Source organism: Paenarthrobacter sp. JL.01a (assembly GCF_025452095.1).
Taxonomy (GTDB): Bacteria; Actinomycetota; Actinomycetes; order Actinomycetales; family Micrococcaceae; genus Arthrobacter.
Window position 1 is genome coordinate 1,871,435 of sequence record NZ_CP104877.1, and the last position, 20,056, is coordinate 1,891,490.

Annotated in this window: 18 protein-coding genes; 12 read left to right on the top strand and 6 right to left on the bottom strand. The window is 65.4% G+C overall.

What is annotated here, in order from left to right:
- The first annotated feature begins 5 nt into the window (after positions 1–5).
- Both cydD and N5P29_RS08885 read left to right on the top strand, forming a co-directional pair.
- Positions 6–3,416, top strand: coding sequence for a thiol reductant ABC exporter subunit CydD (gene cydD, locus N5P29_RS08880; protein ID WP_262278213.1), 3,411 nt, complete (start codon positions 6–8; stop codon positions 3,414–3,416).
- Between the two features lie 9 nt (positions 3,417–3,425).
- Positions 3,426–4,436 (top strand): GNAT family N-acetyltransferase, encoded by a 1,011-nt coding sequence (locus N5P29_RS08885; RefSeq protein WP_262278214.1) that lies wholly within the window; start codon positions 3,426–3,428, stop codon positions 4,434–4,436.
- On the opposite strand, the gene N5P29_RS08890 is transcribed toward N5P29_RS08885, so the two are convergent.
- Positions 4,433–4,951, bottom strand: coding sequence for a DinB family protein (locus tag N5P29_RS08890; protein WP_262278215.1), 519 nt, complete (start codon positions 4,949–4,951; stop codon positions 4,433–4,435). The genes N5P29_RS08885 and N5P29_RS08890 overlap by 4 nt on opposite strands.
- 128 nt (positions 4,952–5,079) lie before the next feature.
- On the opposite strand from N5P29_RS08890, the gene N5P29_RS08895 reads away from it, so the two are divergent.
- The gene (locus N5P29_RS08895; protein ID WP_144662527.1) at positions 5,080–5,463 is read left to right on the top strand and encodes a VOC family protein; all 384 of its coding nucleotides are present in this window, start codon (positions 5,080–5,082) and stop codon (positions 5,461–5,463) included.
- Positions 5,464–5,532: 69 nt separating this feature from the next.
- On the opposite strand, the gene N5P29_RS08900 is transcribed toward N5P29_RS08895, so the two are convergent.
- Positions 5,533–8,049, bottom strand: coding sequence for a DNA gyrase/topoisomerase IV subunit A (locus N5P29_RS08900; RefSeq protein ID WP_262278216.1), 2,517 nt, complete (start codon positions 8,047–8,049; stop codon positions 5,533–5,535).
- 55 nt (positions 8,050–8,104) lie between these two features.
- Here N5P29_RS08900 and N5P29_RS08905 point away from each other — a divergent pair, with 55 nt between their 5' ends.
- From N5P29_RS08905 to N5P29_RS08920, 4 genes are read left to right on the top strand one after another with little or no spacing between them, the layout of a single operon-like run.
- A complete protein-coding gene (locus N5P29_RS08905) occupies positions 8,105–10,792 on the top strand; it encodes a bifunctional acetate--CoA ligase family protein/GNAT family N-acetyltransferase (RefSeq protein WP_262278217.1) in 2,688 nt (895 codons plus the stop codon).
- A 57-nt stretch (positions 10,793–10,849) separates the two neighbouring features.
- Positions 10,850–11,575, top strand: coding sequence for a DUF5998 family protein (locus N5P29_RS08910; protein WP_144662524.1), 726 nt, complete (start codon positions 10,850–10,852; stop codon positions 11,573–11,575).
- Entirely contained in the window at positions 11,572–12,786 is a 1,215-nt protein-coding gene (locus tag N5P29_RS08915) for an alkaline phosphatase family protein (protein ID WP_262278218.1), read from the top strand. The genes N5P29_RS08910 and N5P29_RS08915 overlap by 4 nt, the downstream gene beginning before the upstream one ends.
- The gene (locus tag N5P29_RS08920) at positions 12,779–13,498 is read left to right on the top strand and encodes a thymidine kinase (RefSeq protein ID WP_262278219.1); all 720 of its coding nucleotides are present in this window, start codon (positions 12,779–12,781) and stop codon (positions 13,496–13,498) included. Before N5P29_RS08915 ends, N5P29_RS08920 begins: the two co-directional genes overlap by 8 nt.
- Positions 13,499–13,511: 13 nt before the next feature.
- Here N5P29_RS08920 and sepH read toward each other — a convergent pair whose 3' ends face one another.
- A complete protein-coding gene (gene sepH, locus N5P29_RS08925) occupies positions 13,512–14,855 on the bottom strand; it encodes a septation protein SepH (RefSeq protein ID WP_262278220.1) in 1,344 nt (447 codons plus the stop codon).
- Between the two features lie 284 nt (positions 14,856–15,139).
- Between sepH and N5P29_RS08930 the strand changes: the two genes are divergently transcribed.
- Positions 15,140–15,439, top strand: coding sequence for a DUF4193 domain-containing protein (locus N5P29_RS08930; RefSeq protein ID WP_018778688.1), 300 nt, complete (start codon positions 15,140–15,142; stop codon positions 15,437–15,439).
- Positions 15,440–15,460: 21 nt separating this feature from the next.
- Here N5P29_RS08930 and N5P29_RS08935 read toward each other — a convergent pair whose 3' ends face one another.
- Positions 15,461–15,958 carry a DUF3093 domain-containing protein gene (locus tag N5P29_RS08935; RefSeq protein WP_262278221.1) on the bottom strand — a complete coding sequence of 166 codons (498 nt, stop codon included), beginning with the start codon at positions 15,956–15,958 and terminating at the stop codon, positions 15,461–15,463.
- Between the two features lie 92 nt (positions 15,959–16,050).
- Here N5P29_RS08935 and dut point away from each other — a divergent pair, with 92 nt between their 5' ends.
- The 4 genes from dut to N5P29_RS08955 all read left to right on the top strand — a co-directional run bounded on the left by dut (position 16,051) and on the right by N5P29_RS08955 (position 18,590).
- Positions 16,051–16,581, top strand: coding sequence for a dUTP diphosphatase (dut, locus tag N5P29_RS08940; protein WP_262278222.1), 531 nt, complete (start codon positions 16,051–16,053; stop codon positions 16,579–16,581).
- 101 nt (positions 16,582–16,682) lie between these two features.
- Positions 16,683–17,441, top strand: coding sequence for a DUF3710 domain-containing protein (locus N5P29_RS08945; RefSeq protein ID WP_262278223.1), 759 nt, complete (start codon positions 16,683–16,685; stop codon positions 17,439–17,441).
- A complete protein-coding gene (locus tag N5P29_RS08950) occupies positions 17,434–17,811 on the top strand; it encodes a hypothetical protein (protein ID WP_262278224.1) in 378 nt (125 codons plus the stop codon). Before N5P29_RS08945 ends, N5P29_RS08950 begins: the two co-directional genes overlap by 8 nt.
- A gap of 104 nt (positions 17,812–17,915) precedes the next feature.
- Positions 17,916–18,590 (top strand): DUF3159 domain-containing protein, encoded by a 675-nt coding sequence (locus N5P29_RS08955; RefSeq protein WP_410007918.1) that lies wholly within the window; start codon positions 17,916–17,918, stop codon positions 18,588–18,590.
- On the opposite strand, the gene N5P29_RS08960 is transcribed toward N5P29_RS08955, so the two are convergent.
- Both N5P29_RS08960 and N5P29_RS08965 read right to left on the bottom strand, forming a co-directional pair.
- Entirely contained in the window at positions 18,557–19,291 is a 735-nt protein-coding gene (locus N5P29_RS08960) for a potassium channel family protein (RefSeq protein ID WP_262278226.1), read from the bottom strand. The genes N5P29_RS08955 and N5P29_RS08960 overlap by 34 nt on opposite strands.
- Entirely contained in the window at positions 19,291–19,962 is a 672-nt protein-coding gene (locus N5P29_RS08965) for a potassium channel family protein (protein WP_262278547.1), read from the bottom strand. Before N5P29_RS08965 ends, N5P29_RS08960 begins: the two co-directional genes overlap by 1 nt.
- Positions 19,963–20,056: the final 94 nt, after the last annotated feature.

Sequence of the window (20,056 nt, forward strand, 5' to 3'; positions counted from 1 at the left end):
GCCCCATGAAACCCGTCTTTCCTTCCGGACAAACCACCCGCCCGGCGCTGTACGCCCTGGGACTGATGTCAGCGCTCAAGGCGCTGTCCCTGGTCCTCATGGCGCAGGCCGTGGCGGTGATGCTTGCCGGTCTCGCAACAGGCTCGTCCGAATGGAACAACAGCCTGCTGTGGGGCGCCGTGGGAGCGGTGCTCAGGTCCCTGACGGTCTGGGGCCAGGGCATCGCGGCACGGCACGCCGCCCTGGGCGTCAAGGAAGAACTGCGCGCGAGGCTGTTGAGGCGGTCCTTGGACGACGGCGGCCCGTCTTCCGTTGAGGGGATGAACGACGGCGGGCTGGCCATATTGGCCACCCGCGGCCTGGATGCCCTGGACGACTACTACACCCAGTACCTGCCGGCCCTGGTCAACTGCGCCACGGTGCCCTTGCTGATCGGAGCGCGGATCCTCTTCGCCGACTGGGTCAGCGCAGTGGTCATCGTCCTTACGGTGCCCCTGGTGCCGTTGTTCATGGTGCTGATCGGCCGGCACACGGAAGACCAGGTCAGAGAAGCGCAGACAACCCTGCGCAAACTCTCCGGCCACATCCTGGAACTGGCCAAGGGCCTGCCGGTCCTGGTGGGACTCGGACGCGCCAGCGAACAGCGCGCCGCCTTGGAGGACATCTCCGAGCAATACCGCACAAAGACCATGGGCACACTCCGCACGGCCTTCTTGTCCGCCCTTGCCCTGGAGCTCATTGCCACCATTTCCGTTGCCGTGGTGGCCGTTTTCATCGGAGTGCGGCTGGTAGCGGGGGACATGGCACTCGAAGCCGGCCTGCTTGCGCTGATCCTTGCTCCCGACTGCTACCTCCCATTGCGGGAACTGGGCACCGCCCATCACGCCAGCGACGACGGCCGGGCTGCCCTTGAAACCACCAACACAGTGCTGAAGGCACCACCGCAGCGACCACTGCCGGATGCCGGAGGCACAGGTGATGGGGACATCGTGGTGACCGGCCTGACCGTGACCTACCGCGGAAGGCCGGCGCCCGCCGTCGGACCTGTCTCATTCATTGCCCCCAAGGGGCGGATCACTGCCCTCGACGGTCACAGCGGCGCCGGCAAGAGCACTGTCCTGGGCGTTCTTGCCGGACTCATCGGGCAAGGTCCGGCAGCCACCGTGGAAGGACGTGTTGCAGGGGCGGAACCCGGGACCGTCGCGTGGGTTCCGCAACATCCGGTCATGGTCTGTGAAACCGTTCAGCAGGAGATCGAGCTCTACCTCGAAGGCTACGGCGAAGGCGTGGAACCGGCGGCGGCAAGGGTTCTCCGGAATGCCTCGGCAGGCCACCTCGCAGGAAAGCACCCGGCCGAGCTCAGCCCGGGGGAGCTCCGACGTGTAGCCCTTGCCCGAGGCCTTGCCCGCGCGGAAGCCGGCGCCACGCTGCTGTTGCTCGACGAGCCCACAGCACACCTGGACGACATGTCGGCCGAGGCTGTCCGCCGTGCCATCGAGTCGCTGCGCGGCACAGCCACCATCATCCTGGTGGCCCACGACGCCGCAACCCGCGCCCTCGCCGACCACGTCGTCCAGCTGGGGCGGCCGGGGCAAGCAACCGGAACGGATACAGCCCTTGCCGGGCGCGGCACCGGCGCTGCGGAACAATCGGCAGTCGGAGCCGGGGATGCATTCCCGGCGGGTGCGGGCGTACAAGCAGTGGACGATGGGGCCGCCGCCAGCGCCGGGAGCCTGAAGCGGCTGGTTGGCGTCCTGAAACCCGTCAGGTGGAAGTTCGTGGCGGCCGGCATTGTCGCAGTCCTCGCGGCGCTGTTTGCTGTGGCATTGTCCGGACTCTCGGGCTGGCTCATCATCAGGGCCAGCGAGCAACCTCCCATCCTTTACCTGCTGGGCGCGATTGTGGGCGTCAGGTTCTTCGGCATTGGTCGTGCGGTCCTCCGGTACTGCGAACGTCTGCTGACCCACGACGCTGTGTTCGCCGCCATGACCCGGCTTCGCGGGGTTCTCTGGGCATCCCTGAGCCGCCGGGCCTTGTCCCTGCGGCGCCTCCTCCAAGGCGGCAACGTCCTGGGTTCGATCGTGGACGATGTCGACACCCTCCGGGACCTCCTGCCGAGGGTCGCCCTTCCTCCGGTCACCGCTGTAGCCGTAGGCGGGGCCGCGATCCTGGCCACCGGCATCGTCCTGCCGCCCGCGCTGCCTGCCGTGCTGCTCACGTTCGTTCTGGGCCTGGCAGTGGCGCCGCTGCTCGCCGTGCTGGCAGACCGCAATGCCGCGAAGGCCGGTCAGCTCCTGCGCTCTACAGTGCTGCGGGGAGTTGCCGCTGCCCTGGATGCCCGTGCCGAACTGCACGCCAACAACGTGGGCCAACCGGTGATCAGCAACCTCGGTGCCAAAGACAGGGCCGCAACACTCTCTGCCAAGCGCTCGGCATGGGCCGAAGGCCTCGGCCAGGCAGTGGTCGTCCTCGGCTGCTCAGTGTCCGCGCTTTGGGCCGGCACCCTGGGTGCCCCGTCCGTGCTGGACGGCGCTGTGGCTCCTGAACTGGTGGCCGTCATTGTCCTGATGCATCTGGCCCTGGTGGAACCCTTCGCAGGCATGGTCTCCGCCGTGCGCCAGGCGCCGGCGCTCGCCGACGTCCTTGGCAAGGTGGCAGCATCGGGCGCTTTGGACGCTTCCCGGGATCCCGGCACGCAGGAAAACGACGACTGCGGAACGAAGCACCTGCCTGACCGGCCCGGCAGGCAAGGACTGGAGCTCAGCGGTGCCGCCGCGGCCTGGCCTGGCGGGCCCACCGTCTTCGCCGGGCTCGACGCCGTCGCGGAACCGGGCCGCTGGCTGGCTGTCACGGGTCCTTCCGGGGCCGGGAAGTCAACGCTGCTCTCTGTGCTCCTCGGCTTCCTTCCGCTCACCGGGGGAACGGCCAAGCTGACCGGCAGCGCCGCGTGGTGCCCCCAGGAAGCCCATCTCTTCGACTCCACGGTCCGGGGAAACCTCCTGCTCAGCCGGCCTGCCGGCCGGAAGCCAGACGACGAGGAGATGTACAAGGCGCTGGCTGCCGTCGGGCTTGATGCCGCTGTGAGGGCCCTTCCAGGTGGCTTGGACGCCCGTATTGGTCCCGGCGGCTCCTTCCTTAGCGGGGGCGAACGGCAGCGGCTCGCGATGGCCCGTACGTTGCTGACCGGTGCCTCCGTCTTGTTGCTCGATGAGCCCACCGCCCACTTGGATGCAGCCTCAGCGCGGGAAATGATGACGATCCTGCGTGCGGGCCTGAAGGATGTGACGGTGGTTCTTGTGACCCACAATCCCGAGGACATCGACCCTTCGGACGCCCGTCTGGAGCTGCCGGGCAGGGGGACACCGACGGTTGCCCAGGGCAGGGAGGAACTGGTGGCGGGGCCAGGGTCTCAGTAGCCTGAGGACATGACTTTCGACGCCGCAAGCCGCTACCTCCCCGATGAAGGAACCACCGGACTCCGGTGGCGGCCTGCCACCACGGAGGACCTGGACGGGTGGGCCGGATTGATTGCCCGGACGGCCGCCGTCGAACATCCCGTCTGGTACGAGAAGCGTGCCGACCTGGTCCACATCCTGGAGTCCACCAAGAACCCGCCGCAAACGAACACGCTGCTGGGTATCGACGCGACGGGGGTGCCACGCGCCTACGGCCGTATCGCCAAGAATCCCGACGGGGACAAAGCCACCGGAATGGCATGCGTCGACCCGCAGTGGCAGCAACGTGGCATCGGTTCGGCCGTCCTTAGGTGGCAGGAAGGGCAGGCCCGCCGACGCTTCGAAGCCGACGCCGCGGCCGGGCACCCTGCAAGCCCGCCCAGGCTCCGCATCCAGACCGAGGAGCAGCACGGGCACCAGGCGAAACTCCTGATGGGGCACGGCTATGGTGCCGTTCGCTGGTTCAATGAAATGCACAGGCCGCTGGCGGGCCAACTTCCCGATGGGCCCTTGCCGGACGGGCTTGAGCTCCGGACCCTTGAGGACTCGCTCTTCGAGTCCGTGCGCCTGGCCCACAATGATGCCTTCAGGGACCACTGGGGGAGTGAGCCACGGGACGAGGAATCGTGGCGCTTCACGATTGAAGAACCCACGGGAAGGCACGACCTCAGCGCCGTGGTGATCGATGCTTCCACTGGCTCAGTGGCCGGGTACCAACTGACCAGCCACGATCCCCAGTCTGCCTCGGAGCGCGGTTTCAAGGAAGGCTACACGGAGCTCCTTGGTGTACGCCGTGCCTACCGCGGCCGAGGCGTTGCCCAGGCCCTGCTTGCCGACGCGATGCGCCGCTACGCCAAGGCCGGAATGGACATAGCGTCGCTCGACGTCGACTCGGCCAACCCAACGGGAGCGCTGCAGCTCTATCTGGGCATGGGATATAGCGCTGTGAACCGCAGCATGACGTGGGAAAAGATGCTCTAGCCGTCCACGTCGTGCAGGTGGTGGACGACATCATGCAGGAAGTACCGGGAAAACGTCAGCACGGTAAATGAAGAACCGTTGCTGCGGGTTCCGGTGCGCTGCCAGTCATCCTCCACGACGCGGGCAAAGGATTCCGCGATGACAGTGCCCTCGGTTTCCAGCTCTTCAGCCACGGTTGCCGGATCCGCCGAGCCATAATCGCCGTCGATCGCAGCCTGGTCCTGGTCCCAATTGGCAAAGCGGGCGTCGTCCTCGGTGAGCATCAGGTTCAGGCGCTGGTCGAAGAGGCTGAAGACATCGCGGACGTGGCAGGCGTATTCCAAGGCAGACCACGTGTGGTCGTTCGGGCGCACGGCGACGTCGTCGCGGCGCAGGACCGCACGCCACCTGGGAAGCATGTTCAGCACCGTACCGGGCACAGTGGCGGGGGTTACGGAAGCGGGGTCGAAACCACATTCGGGGCAGGGCTTTGAGAGCACCCAGGTCCAGTCTTTTTCATCAGGGATGATCGGCATGCCGCCAGTCTAAGCTCCCGGCGTCCGCCTACCCTGCAGGACCGTAAATTCCGCTGCCGTTAGCGATTACTTCCGGTGCGGCCCAGGAGTAAAGTTCGTTCCGGGAGGAGAGCCGGAAAGAGAAAACAATGCTCAAGGATCAGCAGGTTGGTGCCGTCCTACCGGCACACGACATCGCCCGGGCACGCGCTTACTACAGCGAAAAGCTCGGACTTGAACCCGACAATCCGGACGCCGATGACAACCTCCAGTACAGGTGCGGCGGCGGGACCGGATTCCTCATCTACCAAACCTCCAACGCGGGCACGGCAAAGAACACCCAAATAGGCTGGATGGTCGATGATGTCGAAGCCACAGTCGCTGAGCTGCGGGACAAAGGGGTGAAGTTTGAGGACTACGATTTCCCGGGACTGAAAACCGAGAACGGCATTGCCACCATGCCGGACGGGGAGAAGGCAGCGTGGTTCCTTGACAGCGAAGGAAACATACTGAGCATCAACCAAAACGGCTGACGCGGCAAGCGGCGCGTGGCCACCCCAACAACGAGGGCCGGCGGTTGAACCGCCGGCCCTCGCCGTGCCCTACTCTGACGGAGTGTCAGGCCACGCCATGCTCGGCCCGATTGCTTCCACGGGCTGGGACAACGGCACACCGGAGCCGTCCCGCCGCCCATGCTCATGGGGAAGTGCCCTCGCCACGCCGGCCGCGGATGCAGCCTTGGCCGGTCCATGCCCCGCCCAGGCGAGCAGCAGCGTGTCTTCGCCCTTGAGGAAACGGTGGACCCGGACACCGCCCGTGGCGCGGCCCTTTGCCGGGTACTCTTCGAAGGCTGTCACCTTGGCCGTTCCGGGTGCCGTGCCCGGCAGGGCGCCATTGGTTCCGGCGATGGTTACGACGACGGCGGCGGGGTCGTTGGCGCGCACGGTACCGAAGTGGATCACTTCGTCCCCGGCGGCCAGCTTGATGCCGGCCATGCCGCCGGCTGTGCGTCCCTGCGGACGGACGTTGGAGGCACTGAACCGCAGCAATTGGGCTTGCCTGGTCACGAAGACGAGATCGACGTCGTCCTCTTGCGCGGGTTCCACGGCCAAAACCGAGTCCTTGTCCTTGAGGGCGATAATCTCCCAATCCTCACGGTTCAGCGGGTAGTCCGGCTGCACGCGCTTCACGACGCCCTGGACGGTGCCCAGCGCGAGAATGGTGTCCAAGGGTACGAAGGCCACCAAGGTCTCGCCCTTGAGCAAGGTGATGAAGTCCTTGGCGGGTACGCCTCCTGCCAGGTTGGGCAGTCCCGAAACCGGTGGCAGGACCGGCATGTCCATGACCTGCAGCCGCAGCATGCGGCCCTGCGAGGTTACTGCGCCGATTTCGCCCCGGGCCGTGGTCTTGACGACGGACCGGAAGACGTCGTGCTTGGCGCGGGGACCGGCCTCGGCCAACGGCTCCTGGTTCGAGGTCCTGGCAATCTGGCCGGAGGTGCTCAGCAACGCCCAGCAGGGGTCGTCCGGAATCTCCAGTGGCAGGGCGGCCGCCTTGCCCTTCGGACCCGGAGCGGCCGCGAGGGCGGCGGCAACAGTCGGTGAAACGGCTTCGGATTCCAGCAGCACGGTCCGTCGGGGCGTGCCGTACTTTTCGGCAATCTCTCCGAGCTCTCCTGAGACGAGGTCCCGGAGCAATTCGTCGGAAGCCAGGATGGCTTCGAGTGCCTCGATCTCCCGGCGGAGCTCGTCCTGCTCTTTTTCCAGTTCAAGGCGGGAATACTTGGTCAGCTGACGCAGCCGCAGCTCCAGGATGTAGTTGGCCTGGATTTCGGTGAGGTCGTAGATGGACATGAGCCGTTCGCGGGCCGCCGACGCCTCGTCGGAGGAGCGGATGATCTGGATGACCTCGTCGATGTCCACGATCGCGATCAACAGGCCCTCCACCAGGTGGAGACGGTCCTTCTTCTTGCCCAGGCGGAATGAGGTGCGCCTGCGCACCACGTTGAGGCGGTGCTCAACGTAGACCCGCAACAGATCCAGGAGCCCCAGGGTCTGGGGTTGGCCGTCCACCAGGGTGACGTTGTTGATCCCGAAGGAGTCTTCCATGGGGGAGTAGCGGTAGAGCTGCTGCAGTACGGCGTTCGGGTTGAAGCCGTTCTTGAGCTCGATGACCAGCCGCAGGCCGTGGTTGCGGTCGGTCAGGTCGACGACGTCGCTGATGCCGGTCAGCTTCTTGGCGTTGACGGCGTCCTTGATCTTCTCGATGACCTTTTCAGGGCCCACCATGTACGGAAGCTCCGTAACCACCAGGCCCGTGCGGCGGGCCGACAACTGCTCCACCTCCACCTTGGCCCGTGTCTTGAAGGAGCCACGGCCGGTTGCGTACGCGTCGCGGATTCCATCCAGGCCCACGATCCGGCCACCGGTCGGAAGGTCGGGCCCCGGAATGAAGCGCATGATCTCATCCAGGGTTGCCTCCGGATTGGCGATCAAATGCCTGGCCGCCGCGATGACCTCAACCAGGTTGTGCGGGGCCATGTTCGTTGCCATGCCGACCGCGATGCCCGTGGTGCCATTGACCAGCAGGTTCGGGAAGGCTGCCGGGAGAACGTCCGGCTGGGTGAGCTGGTTGTCGTAGTTGGGGACGAAGTCCACCACGTCTTCGTCGAGGTGGTCGGTCATCGTCAACGCCGGGGCGGCCAGGCGCGCCTCGGTATAACGCGGAGCGGCAGGGCCGTCGTCGAGCGAGCCAAAGTTGCCATGGCCATCAATGAGCGGCAGGCGCAGCGAGAAGTCCTGCGCCATGCGCACCATGGCGTCGTAGATCGCGGCATCGCCGTGGGGGTGGAGTTTACCCATGACCTCGCCCACCACGCGGGCACTCTTGACGTGCCCGCGGTCCGGCCGCAGGCCCATGTCCGACATCATGTACAGGATGCGGCGTTGAACAGGCTTGAGGCCGTCGCGTGCGTCCGGGAGGGCGCGGGAATAGATCACCGAGTAGGCGTACTCCAGGAAGGAGCCTTCCATCTCGGAAGTGACGTCAATGTCGACGATGTTCTCAGTGAAATCGCCAAGCGGTTCGGCTTTGCGTGCGGAAGTTTGGCTGCGGGCCATGGGGCAGGTGGATCCTCGAAAGTTGTACTGCGGATGTTTTAGCTAGGCTAAGCCTATGGTGGATCAGCCCGGCGTCGGCATTTATCCGGAATATTGGGAGGCCGATGTCGTCCTGCGCGACGGCGGAACCGCCCACCTGCGTCCCATTCGGCCCGAGGACGCCGATGCCCTGCAGGCCTTCCATGCGGGCCAGTCGCAGGCCTCCATCTACATGCGGTTCTTCTCGTTCAAACCGAGGCTGTCCGGGAAGGAAGTGCGCCGCTTCACGGAAGTGGACCACATCAACCGCGTAGCCTTCGTGATCACCATCGGCGGCGAAATCATGGGCATTGGCCGCTACGACCGCCTCGATGACCCCAGCGAAGCCGAGGTTGCCTTCAACATTTCCGACGCCCACCAAGGCCGGGGTATCGGTTCGATCCTCCTGGAACACCTGGCGGTCGCCGCACGGGAGAACGGCATCCGGCGCTTCACCGCCGAGGTCCTGCCGGACAACCGCAAGATGCTGATGGTCTTCGCGGACGCCGGGTACGACCTCAAACGGCAATTCGACGACGGCGTTGTGAGTGTCGAGTTCAACATTGACCCCACCGAAAAATCGCGGGCGGTCATGGAGTCCCGGGAGCACCGTGCGGAGGCGCGCAGCGTACGCGACCTCCTGTCGCCGTCGTCGGTGGCTGTCATTGGTGCCAGCCGCAACTGGGGAACGGTCGGCTACCAACTGCTTGAGCACATCATCGAAGGTGGTTTCAAGGGGCCCGTCTACGCCGTCAACCCTGAAGCCTTTGAGCTCGCCGGCATGATCTCGTTCTCAAAATTGTCCGAGATCCCCGGCCCGGTCCAGTTGGCGATCATCGCGGTGCCCTATGAAGAGGTGCCCAAGGTGGTGGACGATTGCGCGGCGGCCGGGGTCAAAGGCATCGTGGTGGCTACTGCGGGATTCGCCGACGACGGTGAGCGCGGTTTGGCGCGCCAGCACGAACTGGTGCGGCGGGCACGGGCCAACGGTATGCGCGTGATCGGTCCGGAGTCGCTCGGGATCCTGAACACGCACCCCGCGGTCTCCTTGAATGCTTCCATGGCACCGACCATGCCGCCGCGCGGGAGCCTGGGCCTGTTCAGCCAGTCCGCCGCCGTAGGTGTGGCGGTATATGCCGCCGCAAGCCGCCGCCGGCTGGGGTTGTCCTCCTTCCTGTCCGCAGGCAACCGCGCTGATGTCTCCGGCAACGACGTCATGCAGTACTGGGAGGACGACGCCGACACGTCCGCCGTCGGGCTCTATCTGGAGTCCATCGGCAACCCGCGCAAGTTCTCGCGGCTGGCGCGCCGGCTCTCGCGCAACAAGCCGGTCATTGTTGCCAAGTCGGACGTTACCGGCCTCACGCTGCCGCCCGGTCACGAGGTCCGGACCACCCAGGCGCCGTCCGCTGCCCTGGACGCCATGATGCGCCAGGCCGGTGTTATCCGGGTCGACACCATCGAACAGCTCATGGACATCGCCCAGATCGCCGCTTCCCAGGCGTTGCCCCAAGGCCCGGGACTGGCGGTGTACTCCAACTCGGTTGCCTTGGCCAAAGTGGTGGCCGACAGTGCGGTTCCGCTTGGCCTGGACGTCACCCGCCTGGTCACGGAGGTGGACCTCGACGCCGGAATGTCACTGGCGCTGCCGGCGCTGCGGGCCAGCCTGCAGGAAAGCCTTGCCGACGACTCCGTCCACGCCGTGGTCGCCGCCCTTCTCCCGGCCCGCGGCCTGACCGTGGAGGCTCTGGCAGGCGTCCTTGCCGAATGCGCCGCGGAGGCCGGGAAGCCCGTTATCGCGGCCTTCACGGGCATCCTCGATCCTTCTGTCCAGGTGGAGGGCATGGTGGGCGCTGCAGGGAAGCCGCCGCTGCCTTGCTACTCCAACGCCGGGGCGGCCGTAGCGGCACTGGCCGCCATTGTCCGTTATGCGCAGTGGCGGGACCGCGACCACGGACTTTTCGTCGAGCCTGAGGGCTGCGACCTGGAGGGCACCCGGGAGAGGCTGGCGGCCATGCTGGCCGGTGTCACCGGCGAAAAGATCAGAAAGCTCGACGCCGGTGCAGCTGCGGCATTGCTTGCAGGCTACGGCATCGCGGTACTGCCGAGCATCGGGTTCGGCAGTGATGAGGAAGCCATTGAAGCAGCTGAGGCCGTGGGGTGGCCGGTGGTGTTGAAGACCACCGATCCAGCCCTCCGGCACAGGCTGGACCTGGGTGGAGTGCGCCTGGACATCCAGGACGCCCAGTCCCTGCGGCAGAACATCGCGCAGATGCGCCGGGCACTGGAACCGTACGGCTCGCCGTCGCTGGAAATCCAGGCCATGGCGCCGGTGGGGCAGGCCTGCACTTTCCGTGCCATGGAGGATCCGCTCCTGGGTCCCGTGGTCTCGTTCGGTTTGGCCGGCGACGCCGTGAACCTCCTGGATGACTGGGCGCACAGGGTGCCGCCGCTCTCGGCTGCCGACCTGCACGATGTCATCCGGTCGCCACGGGCCTCGAGGAAGCTCTTTGGGTACCAGGGGCTCCCGGCCGTGGACGTGGCAGCCCTTGAGGACATTGCCGCCAGGCTTGCCAAGCTCAAGGATGACCACCCGGGAATCGCGTTGGTGGAGTTCAACCCGGTTCTTGCGGGGCCCGCAGGGGCCACGATCCTGGGGGCCGAAGTGTGGATCGGCAATGCGGCCCAGCGCACGGACAGCGCTCGCCGGGCGATGCGAAGTTAGCCACAGGGGAGCGGTGGGCGGTTAGGAAGTCACCATGCGATCTGTGAAAATGGGGGAATGAGCACCCAGTCTCCGACGCCTCAATCCCGCCCGTCCAACAATGGGAACCATGCCGCGCACAACCACAGCTCGCAGGGACAAAGCCTGGAGCAGGCCCTGCAGCAGGCCGGTTTCTACCCGCGGTTGGTGGCCGACGTCGTCGATGACGCCCTGGATGGCCGCGAGTGCTTGTCACACCTGGTCCACCTCGAGACGCACTTCGACCGCGCGGAGGTCCGGCGCCACATCACCGTGCTGGTCCTGACGGAGGACATGCTGGTGATCACCCATGTCGATGACCAGCAGTTGGACGAGGCAGGCGAGCAGATCGTTGCCCAGATCTCCACGGAGTCAGTGCCCGTTGCCCAGATCCGCTCGGTGGTCCTCAGCTACATGTACTCGCAGCCGCAGAACTACAAGTCCTCCGATCCCGTCCGGGAGCTGACCGTATCCATCGCGTGGTCGGGTGGGCAGCGGCTCGACATGGGGCCGGCAAGCTGCGGGGATCCCCAATGCGAGGCCGATCACGGCTACACCGGGACCATCGCCCAGGAAGATATTGTGCTGCGCATCAGTGCCGAAGCTGACGGACTGCAGGCTGTCCAGGACGCCAAACTCTTTGCCCGCGCCCTGCGCGCAGTCAACACGGGAAACCCTGCCCCGGTCCAGCACTCCAGCATTCCGGCCCCCAGGCCTCGTTCGGGCGTTTTCAGCAACCGCCTGAGCCGCGGACACCAGCGTTGAGCGACACCGCGCAGACCCCTGCGTCGACGACGACAGCTGAGCTTCCGGCACCACCGCTTTTCGGGACGAAATCGATCGCTGAGGTTTTGACGAGTTCCGCGGCCGCCCTTGGCGTCCCCGGTTTTACCAACCAGCTCCAACTGCCGCCCACCCAGCGTGTCTGCGTTGTCCTCGCCGACGGGCTGGGACGGAACCTGCTCAAGCAGAAGGCTTCCCATACGCCGTTCCTGCGCTCGGTTGTTGCCGCAGGCCAAGGGAACGTTCCGGCGTGGCTGGATTCGGCCTTTCCCAGCACCACGGCGGCTTCCCTGGCAAGCCTTGGCACAGGACTGCCCGCCGGGCACCACGGAATGGTCGGCTATGACGTGCTGGACCCTGCCCAGGACAAGGTGGTCAACCTCCTGGGCAACTGGGACGCCCAGGTGGATCCGGCGACGTGGCAGCCCCATCCAACGGTCTTTGAACGCGTAGCCCAGGAGCTGGACGTTGTCACCGTGAGCCTGCCCCAGTTCGGCAACTCGCCCATGACCCAGGCAGCGCTCCGGGGGAGCCGCTTCGTCGGCGGGACGTCCCTGCACGCCCGCACAGCTGCCGCGGCCGAAGCCATGTCCGGCGGTGGCCGGTCGCTGATGTACTTCTACGCCAACGAATTGGACAAGGCCGGTCACCGCTACGGATGCCAGTCCGACCGCTGGGAGCACCAGATCGAGGAGCTCGACTCCACGGTGAAGCGGCTCTCCGCGACACTTCCCGCGGGCACCACCATCCTGTTGACCGGCGACCACGGCATGCTGGACGTCCCGGAATCCCAACGGATCGACTACTCGGCCGATGAGTCGTTGGTGGCCGGTGTCCGGCACACCGCGGGGGAACCCCGCATGGTGCACCTTTACCTGGAGCCTGATGCCACTGACGCCCACCGCACTTCGCTGGTGGATGCCTGGAGACGGCGCTTTGGCGAGAGGATCTGGGTCTTCACGCGCGAACAGGCCGTGGCAGCCGGGCTGTTCGGCGACGTTCTTCCTTCGGTTGCTCCAAGGATCGGCGATGTCATGATTGCGGCCCGGGACACCCTGGCCCTCTACGACACCCGCCGAGTGCGTCCGTCCTCATTGGAGGTCGTGGGACAGCACGGTTCATTGACCCGGGCTGAGCGCGAAGTACCGCTTGTGTGCTTCAGTGCAGCCGGCAGGAAAGGCAAACGTGGCTGAACTGGTCTTTTTCTCCGGGACCATGGACTGCGGAAAGTCCACGCTGGCGCTCCAAATGGACCACAACCACCGTGCCCGGGGACGGGGCGGTGTCCGCTTCAGCCGAAATGACCGTGCCGGCGATTCCATGATTTCGAGCCGGCTGGGCCTGACAACCGACGCCGTGGAAGTGGAAGACGCAACCGATTTCTGGGACGAGGTCGTGATCCGCCGGACCAGCGGACTCCGGGTGGACTACCTGATTTGTGACGAGGCCCAGTTCTATTCCCCGGGCCAGGTCGAACAGCTGGCACGCGTGGTGGACGAGATGGACGTGGATGTCTTCGCTTTTGGGATCACGTCCGATTTCCGCACGCGCTTGTTCCCGGGTTCACAGCGGCTCATCGAACTGGCCGACAGGGTCCAGGTCCTGCAGGTCGAGGCCCTGTGCTGGTGCGGCCGAAGGGCAACCCAGAACGCCCGGACGCTCAACGGCATCATGGTGGTGGAAGGCGAACAGGTCATGGTGGGCGATGTGGCTCCCACCTCAGGAGACAACGAAGGCCGATCCGATGCGGGTGTCGTCGGCTATGAAACCTTGTGCCGCCGTCACTACATGCGGAGGGTCACCGCCCACGGCGCCAACCTGATGGCCGGCGCCGATCAGCCTTTGCCCTTCGACATCGATGCGTGCCTTTGGCCTGGAGCGGGACAACCGGGCACCCAGGCTTAGCCCGGTACCAGGGTCAGTCTCCGCGCGCTCCGAAGACGATCTCATCCCAGCTCGGGATGCTGGACCTCTTGGGGCGTGTCGGTTGGCGTTCCGCCGGTGTTTCGACGTGTTGCCGGGTGTCCGGTTCGCTGGCCTCTTCCGCAGGCGCTTCGTCTGCGGCTGCAGCATCCCCTATGACGTCCTCAGTGTGGCCGCCGTGGTCGTTTACAGGCGCTTCTGCTGCCGGGCCGCCGCCCAGCAGCTCGTCCAGGCCTGCCGGTTTGCGGCCCGCCAAGGGCGTGACAGGCCGGATGGGGCCGGCGATGACGGTGATCTCACGGGTATCGGTGCTGACGCCATTGTGGAGCTTCAGCGAATCGTCGTCGTCATCGGCGTCGAAATGCCGCGGGGCAAGGCTCAAACGGGAGATCATCGAGGGCCGGCCGTCCCTGCGTGCAAGTTCCTCTTCCACGGAAACCTCGGAGCCGCGGTTCGCAACATCGCTTTCTGCCGGCACTTCGGCCTCGTCCTCGCCCGGACGTGGATGGGCCGCCGGCACGTTGCTCAACAGGACAGCCAAGGCGTCGTCGCCGTCCTCGTCGACACCAAGGCGCTGGCCGCGGCGTGAGCGGAGCATCTCCAGGAGGCTGTCCGATTCCTTGGCCGATGCACGGGCAGCTGATTCGGCGTCGGTCTCAAAATCGAAAGGGCGGTCGGAGACCGCGGCGAGGCGTCGGGCAGGTACGGGGCCGTCGAGTGGCTCAAGTTCGCTGAGCTGCTGGGCCCAGCGGTTTGCGTTCTGCAGTGACTTGCGTTGGGGACTGAAAGTCCACATCGCCGGCGGCTCCTCGCCGATGCTGCCATGTGTGCCGGGGACGGCTTCGAACCTGGCAACGACGGTCCAGGAACCATCGGGGCGGCGCCACGAATCCCACTCGACGGTCGATGGGTCGATGCCGTGTGCGGACAGCCTGTGCTCCACCATTTCGCCAAGCGTGGCTGGTGCATCTCCGAAAGCGGAGCGGTAGGCGTCATGGCCCGGGGCCGGGGCGGCAACTTCAATGCCGCGGGCTTGCCGGGCAACGTACTCGCGCTCGGCAAGGACGGGACCTTCATAGCGCTGGACGTTTGCCAGCGGGAGGCCGGAGAGTTCGGCTACTTCTGCTGCGGTCGCACCGCTGCGGATCCGTGCCTGGATGTCCCTGGGGGACATGGCAATGGGCGTCTCGGAGGCGCGGGCGGCCACTTGTGCCGGTGTCCGGATCGCTGCCGCCCTCAAAGCCTCGTCGATCGGAAGCTGGAACATCGCACCGCCCGGGCCGCTTAAGAGCAGGTGCCCGCCGTCGTCGTGGACGCCTACCAGCCGTAGATCCTGCATAACACCCTCCACCACATGGCATAACTGACATTCGAAACTCTGCCACCAGCCGGGAGCATTTCCTACTAGGAGGGAGGGCGTGCCGTGATTTTCCGCAGAAACCCGGGCGGATCGGGCGCACCGGCTGGTCCAGGGGAGCGCTATGGACTTTCGATGGGCGACGGAGGACAATCTGGCCGATATCGGGCACAAATCCGACGTGCTTGGTGTTGCATACACCTGGCGGCACGAAAGGGTGTTGCCGGGATCCCACCCAAAGCAGGGACGGAGGACGAAGAAAGACCATGGCTACGGATTATGATGCTCCCCGGAAGACAGAGGAAGACGTCAGCGAGGATTCCCTGGAGGAACTCAAGACGCGCCAGTCGGGGAAACAGTCCTCAGCGGTTGATGTGGATGAGACCGATCTTGCTGACGGGTTCGAACTTCCGGGAGCCGACCTCTCCGGAGAGGAACTGCTGATTCAGGTCATGCCTCCGCAGCCTGATGAGTTCACCTGTTTCAACTGTTTCCTGGTCAAGCACAGGTCGCAGATTGCTGCCGAACGGGGCGGTCACCTGTATTGCACCGAATGTGAAAGCTGACCCGGACGCCCCGGGCCTGCTTCAGGCGCGGGGTGTTGACAAGGCAGCGACGAGCTCGTCCGGCCTGCGCGAGGACGCCAGCCAATAAGGGGTGCGGTCGGCCGGATCCGTGATCTCGATTTTGACCACGGGATCGATCCAGCCCCGGAAGCACATGTAGGCCAGGCCATTCAGGCGAGGCCCGCGCTCAGCGGTTGCTTCGGCTTTCCTGAACGCCTGGACGGACCCCACGTAAGCACGGTCGATGCTGGCGCGCCCCACTCGTACGGTGTCCGGGGTGACCGTGATGGTGGGGGTGGACAGGACCAGCATGGTGGTCATGATGGCCAGCAACGCCAGGGCGGCGATGATGGCAGCGGCAGGGCTGATGGGACCGAACATCAGCAGCCCGGCGCTTGAGAGTCCGACAACGACGATCCAGATCCACAACGAGGGCCACAGTTTCTCCGTGTACAGGACTCCTGAGGGGGAGGGAGTGTTCCGGGCAGGCACGGACGAGGACTGGTCAGGCGTAGGCATGCACCCAGTTTATCCGCCCACCAGGGCCCGGGAGTCCGGTCAGGCGGCGACCACGGGAAAGCAGGATGCCACTGACAGTAGAATGGACCACTGTGAGCAATGAGACTGCAGTATTCAGTGAAGACGCCGTAAGCCCCGAGGTAGAGGCAACCGCAAGTTATGGAGCCCCGACCTTGGACGTTCAGCTGAAAATGCTCGACGACGGCCTGGAAGCCCCGTCCTATGCCCACCCTGGCGATGCTGGAGCTGATCTCCGGGCCCGCGAGGATGTGCACCTGGCTCCCGGGGAGCGCAAGTTGGTTCCGACGGGAGTCTCCATTGCCCTGCCGGACGGCTTCGTTGCCCTCATCCATCCCCGTTCAGGGCTCGCTACCAAACACGGGCTCACGGTGGTGAACGCGCCGGGAACCGTGGACGCGGGATACCGTGGCGAGATTGCGGTGACCCTGCTGAACACCGACCAGAGCAACGCCATCAGCCTCAAGCGCGGCGACAGGATTGCCCAGATGGTGATCCAGCGCGTCGAGTATGCGCGGTTTGTCACCGTTGACCAGTTGTCCGAATCGGTCCGTGGCACCGGAGGATTCGGCTCTACCGGTGGATTCAACGCACCCAAGGCCTGAACCGGCCGCTTCCACCGACGATTGACGCCGAGGCCTGGTTAACGTGCACCAACATGCTTGCGGTTTACTTGGGGATAGACCACTACTAAGGAGAAAACCCAATGCTTTTTGGGCGCGGTAAAAAGTCCAAGGCCGAGCGGGCTGACACTGCCGGCACTGTCGAGGAATCCGGTGCAGGTCTGGAGGAGACTCCGGTCGACGGGGACCGCGTTCCCGGTGACTTCCGCCTCGGCAAGGGGCCGCTGGACGTTGATGAGATCGAAAGCCGCGATGGTTATGTGGATCTCGGCGCGCTCCTGATCGCCCCCTCCGAAGGCCTCCAGCTCCGTTTGGAGGTGGAAGAAGCCACGCAGCGCGTAGTCGCCGTGACCTTGGACCTTGGCGGCTCAAGCCTGCAGCTTCAGGCGTTTGCTGCCCCCCGCTCCGAAGGGCTGTGGGACGAGATCCGGGAGCAGATCACCCAGTCCGTCGCCAGCCAGGGCGGCGAGACCGAAGAAATCCAAGGCGACTTCGGAACAGAGCTCGTGGCCAAGCTGCCCGCCGAAGCTGCCGATGGAAGCAAGGGCTTCCGCGCGGCACGCTTCATGGGCGTGGATGGACCGCGCTGGTTCCTCCGGGGCGTCCTGGGTGGACAGGCGGCCTTGGAACGTGAGGCTGCCGCCGGTCTTGAGGAACTCTTCCGCCGCGTGGTGGTGGTCCGTGGTGACAACCCGATGCCTCCACGCGAACTGCTGCAGCTGCGCTTGCCCAAGGATGCCGCCGTACCGGGCCAGGGCGGTGCTCCCCAAGGTGCCGTCCCGCCGTCGGGCTCTGCTTTGCAACAGCCTGAGCGAGGCCCGGAGACCACCCAGATTGGCTGACGCGCCCGGCCACGGTGCTGTGGCTGCCCAACCTCCCGGGGAAGTGGGGATCCGCGATCTCCCCGAACGGGGAAGGGCTGTGTGCGCCGGTTTCATCGAGTCGGTGACCCACCAGCCGCCCAGCACGCAACCGTTCTTTTCCGCCATCGTGGTGGACGCGCTGCGGCCCGGAGTCCCCACGCCGCAAACGGCTGGGGGCGCCAGGAAACAGTACGATCGCCTGCGCGTCATCTGGCTGGGGCGTACACGGGTGCCGGGCATCGAAGCAGGCGTTGAACTTCGCCTGGACGGCATGGTGGCCCAACTCGACGGCTTCCCCGCCATGTTCAACCCGCGCTACGAAATACTTTCCCGTCAGGAGCACCTATGACCGCGGCCAACGGATCAGAGTCCAAAGACGCCGGGGCGTCTTCGTCCCAGCAGGGCCAAGCCCGTCACGCGGATGCGCCCAAGCCCGCCAGCGAGGGTCCCCGCATGTCCGACATCGCCGCCGGGTACGCCGAGAAAGCCGGTCTTCACCGCAACAGCGCCGGCCACGTTGACATGCTGAAGTCCGCGGGCGGCGTACAGGGCATTGCCGAAAGCATCCTCCCGGGGCTTGTCTTTCTGGTGACCTTCACCATCACGCGGGACCTGACGCCGTCGCTCATCGCGGCACTGGCGACAGCTGCAGTCTTCACCGTCGTCCGCCTGGTCCAGCGGCGCCCCTTGACGCAGGCGCTGGCAGGCGTGGTCGGCGTCGGCATTTCAGCCTGGTTGGCGAACACTACCGGCAAGGCTGAGGACTTCTACGTCCTGGGCTTCTTTACCAACCTGGCCTACATCGCCGCCATGGTGCTTTCGATCGTGCTCAAGTGGCCCGTTGCCGGTCTGCTCTTCGGCTTTGTGCGCAACGAGGGACTTGAATGGCGGAAGGACCCCGAACGGCTCCGCGCCTACAGGCTGGGCACGTGGATCGTGGTGGCCGTTCTGGCCCTGCGCCTCGTGGTCCAGGTTCCGCTGTATTTCATGGGCGAGGCCGGACTGACAGCCCTCGCCACCACGCGGCTCCTGATGGGTGCCCCGCTCTACATCCTGGGCTTGTGGGTTGCCTGGCTGGTGACCAAGCCGGCGGTTCAGCCGTCGAAGCCGTCGTCGTCCGAGGCCTGATCCACTTCTTCGGCGTGCTCGCCACGTGCGTGGCCTTCCCGTGAGTTCCTGGACAACAATGCCCGGAGGCCGTCCTCTGCTGCGATGGTGGTGACGAAGAAGAGTTCGTCACCACCGTCCAGCACGTCGTCGCGGGTAGGGGTTATGGGAGCCTGGTCGCGCAGGATCGCTACAAGCGTGGCATCTTCGGGCCATTCAATGTCCCCTACCGTACTTCCAATGACATGGGAGTCGTGCGGAACGGTGAACTCGACAATCGAAGCCACTCCGGTTTGCAGGGTCAGCAGGCGCACGATGTCGCCGATCTCCACCGCTTCCTCAACGAGGGCCGTCATCAACTGCGGTGTATTGACTGCGACGTCGACGCCCCAGGAGTCGTTGAACATCCAGTCGTTCTTCGGGTTGTTAACGCGCCCTACAGTGCGTCCGACGCCGAATTCGGTTTTGGCCAGCAGCGAGACCACCAAGTTGACTTTGTCATCGCCGGTGGCCGAGACCACGACGTCGGCATCGTCAAGTTTGGCGTCCTGCAGGGTGCTCAATTCGCAGGCGTCCCCCACCAGCCAGCGGGCGCCGCGGAGTCCGCTTCGTCCAATGACCTCGGGCTTGAGGTCGATCAGCAGGATCTGGTGTTGATGGGCCAGGAGCTCACGCGCAATGGACGAGCCAACGCTGCCTGCGCCGACAATGACAACTTTCACTAAGACTCCTTGGCAGGTGCTTTGGCGAGGATCCGGCTGATCTCGGATGTTCGGTCCAGGTTCAGCATGGCGTGGACAGTGTCGCCTTCCTGGTAGGCGGTGCCGGCTTGGGGGAGCAGGCCCTCGCCGAAGCGGGTGAGGAAGGCGATGCGGATGCCCGCGGCTTCTTCGATGGAGCTGATCCTGTGGCCGATCCACTCCGGGTGAAGGTCCACTTCGGCCAGGACCAGGCGTCCTGACGGTTCGCGGTAATCGCCTGCCAAATGCTGTTCGGGCAGGATCCGGCGGAGGACCTGGTCTGCGCTCCAGCGCACCGCGGCAACCGTGGGGATTCCCAGGCGCTGGTAGATTTCTGCGCGTCCGGGATCGTAGATGCGTGCCACCACGTGGGCGACGTGGAAGGTCTCACGGGCTACACGGGTGGCCAGGATGTTGGAGTTGTCACCGCTTGAGACCGCCGCGAATGCGTAGGCCTCCTGTACGCCTGCTTGCTTTAGGGTGTCCCGGTCGAAGCCGACACCAGTGACTTTCCGCCCGGTGAAGGACTTGCGCAAACGGCGGAAGGCCCGCTCGTCCTGATCGATGATGGCCACCGAATGGCCCGCATCCTCCAAAGTGTGTGCCAGGGTTGCGCCAACACGCCCGCAACCCATGATCACGAAGTGAGCCACCATGTCTCCTAATGTGTGTCGTCCCTGCCGCTCGGTATGACTTTACCGTTGCCAGGTGGCTAAGCACGTCTTCGCCGTCATGACATCGCAGGGT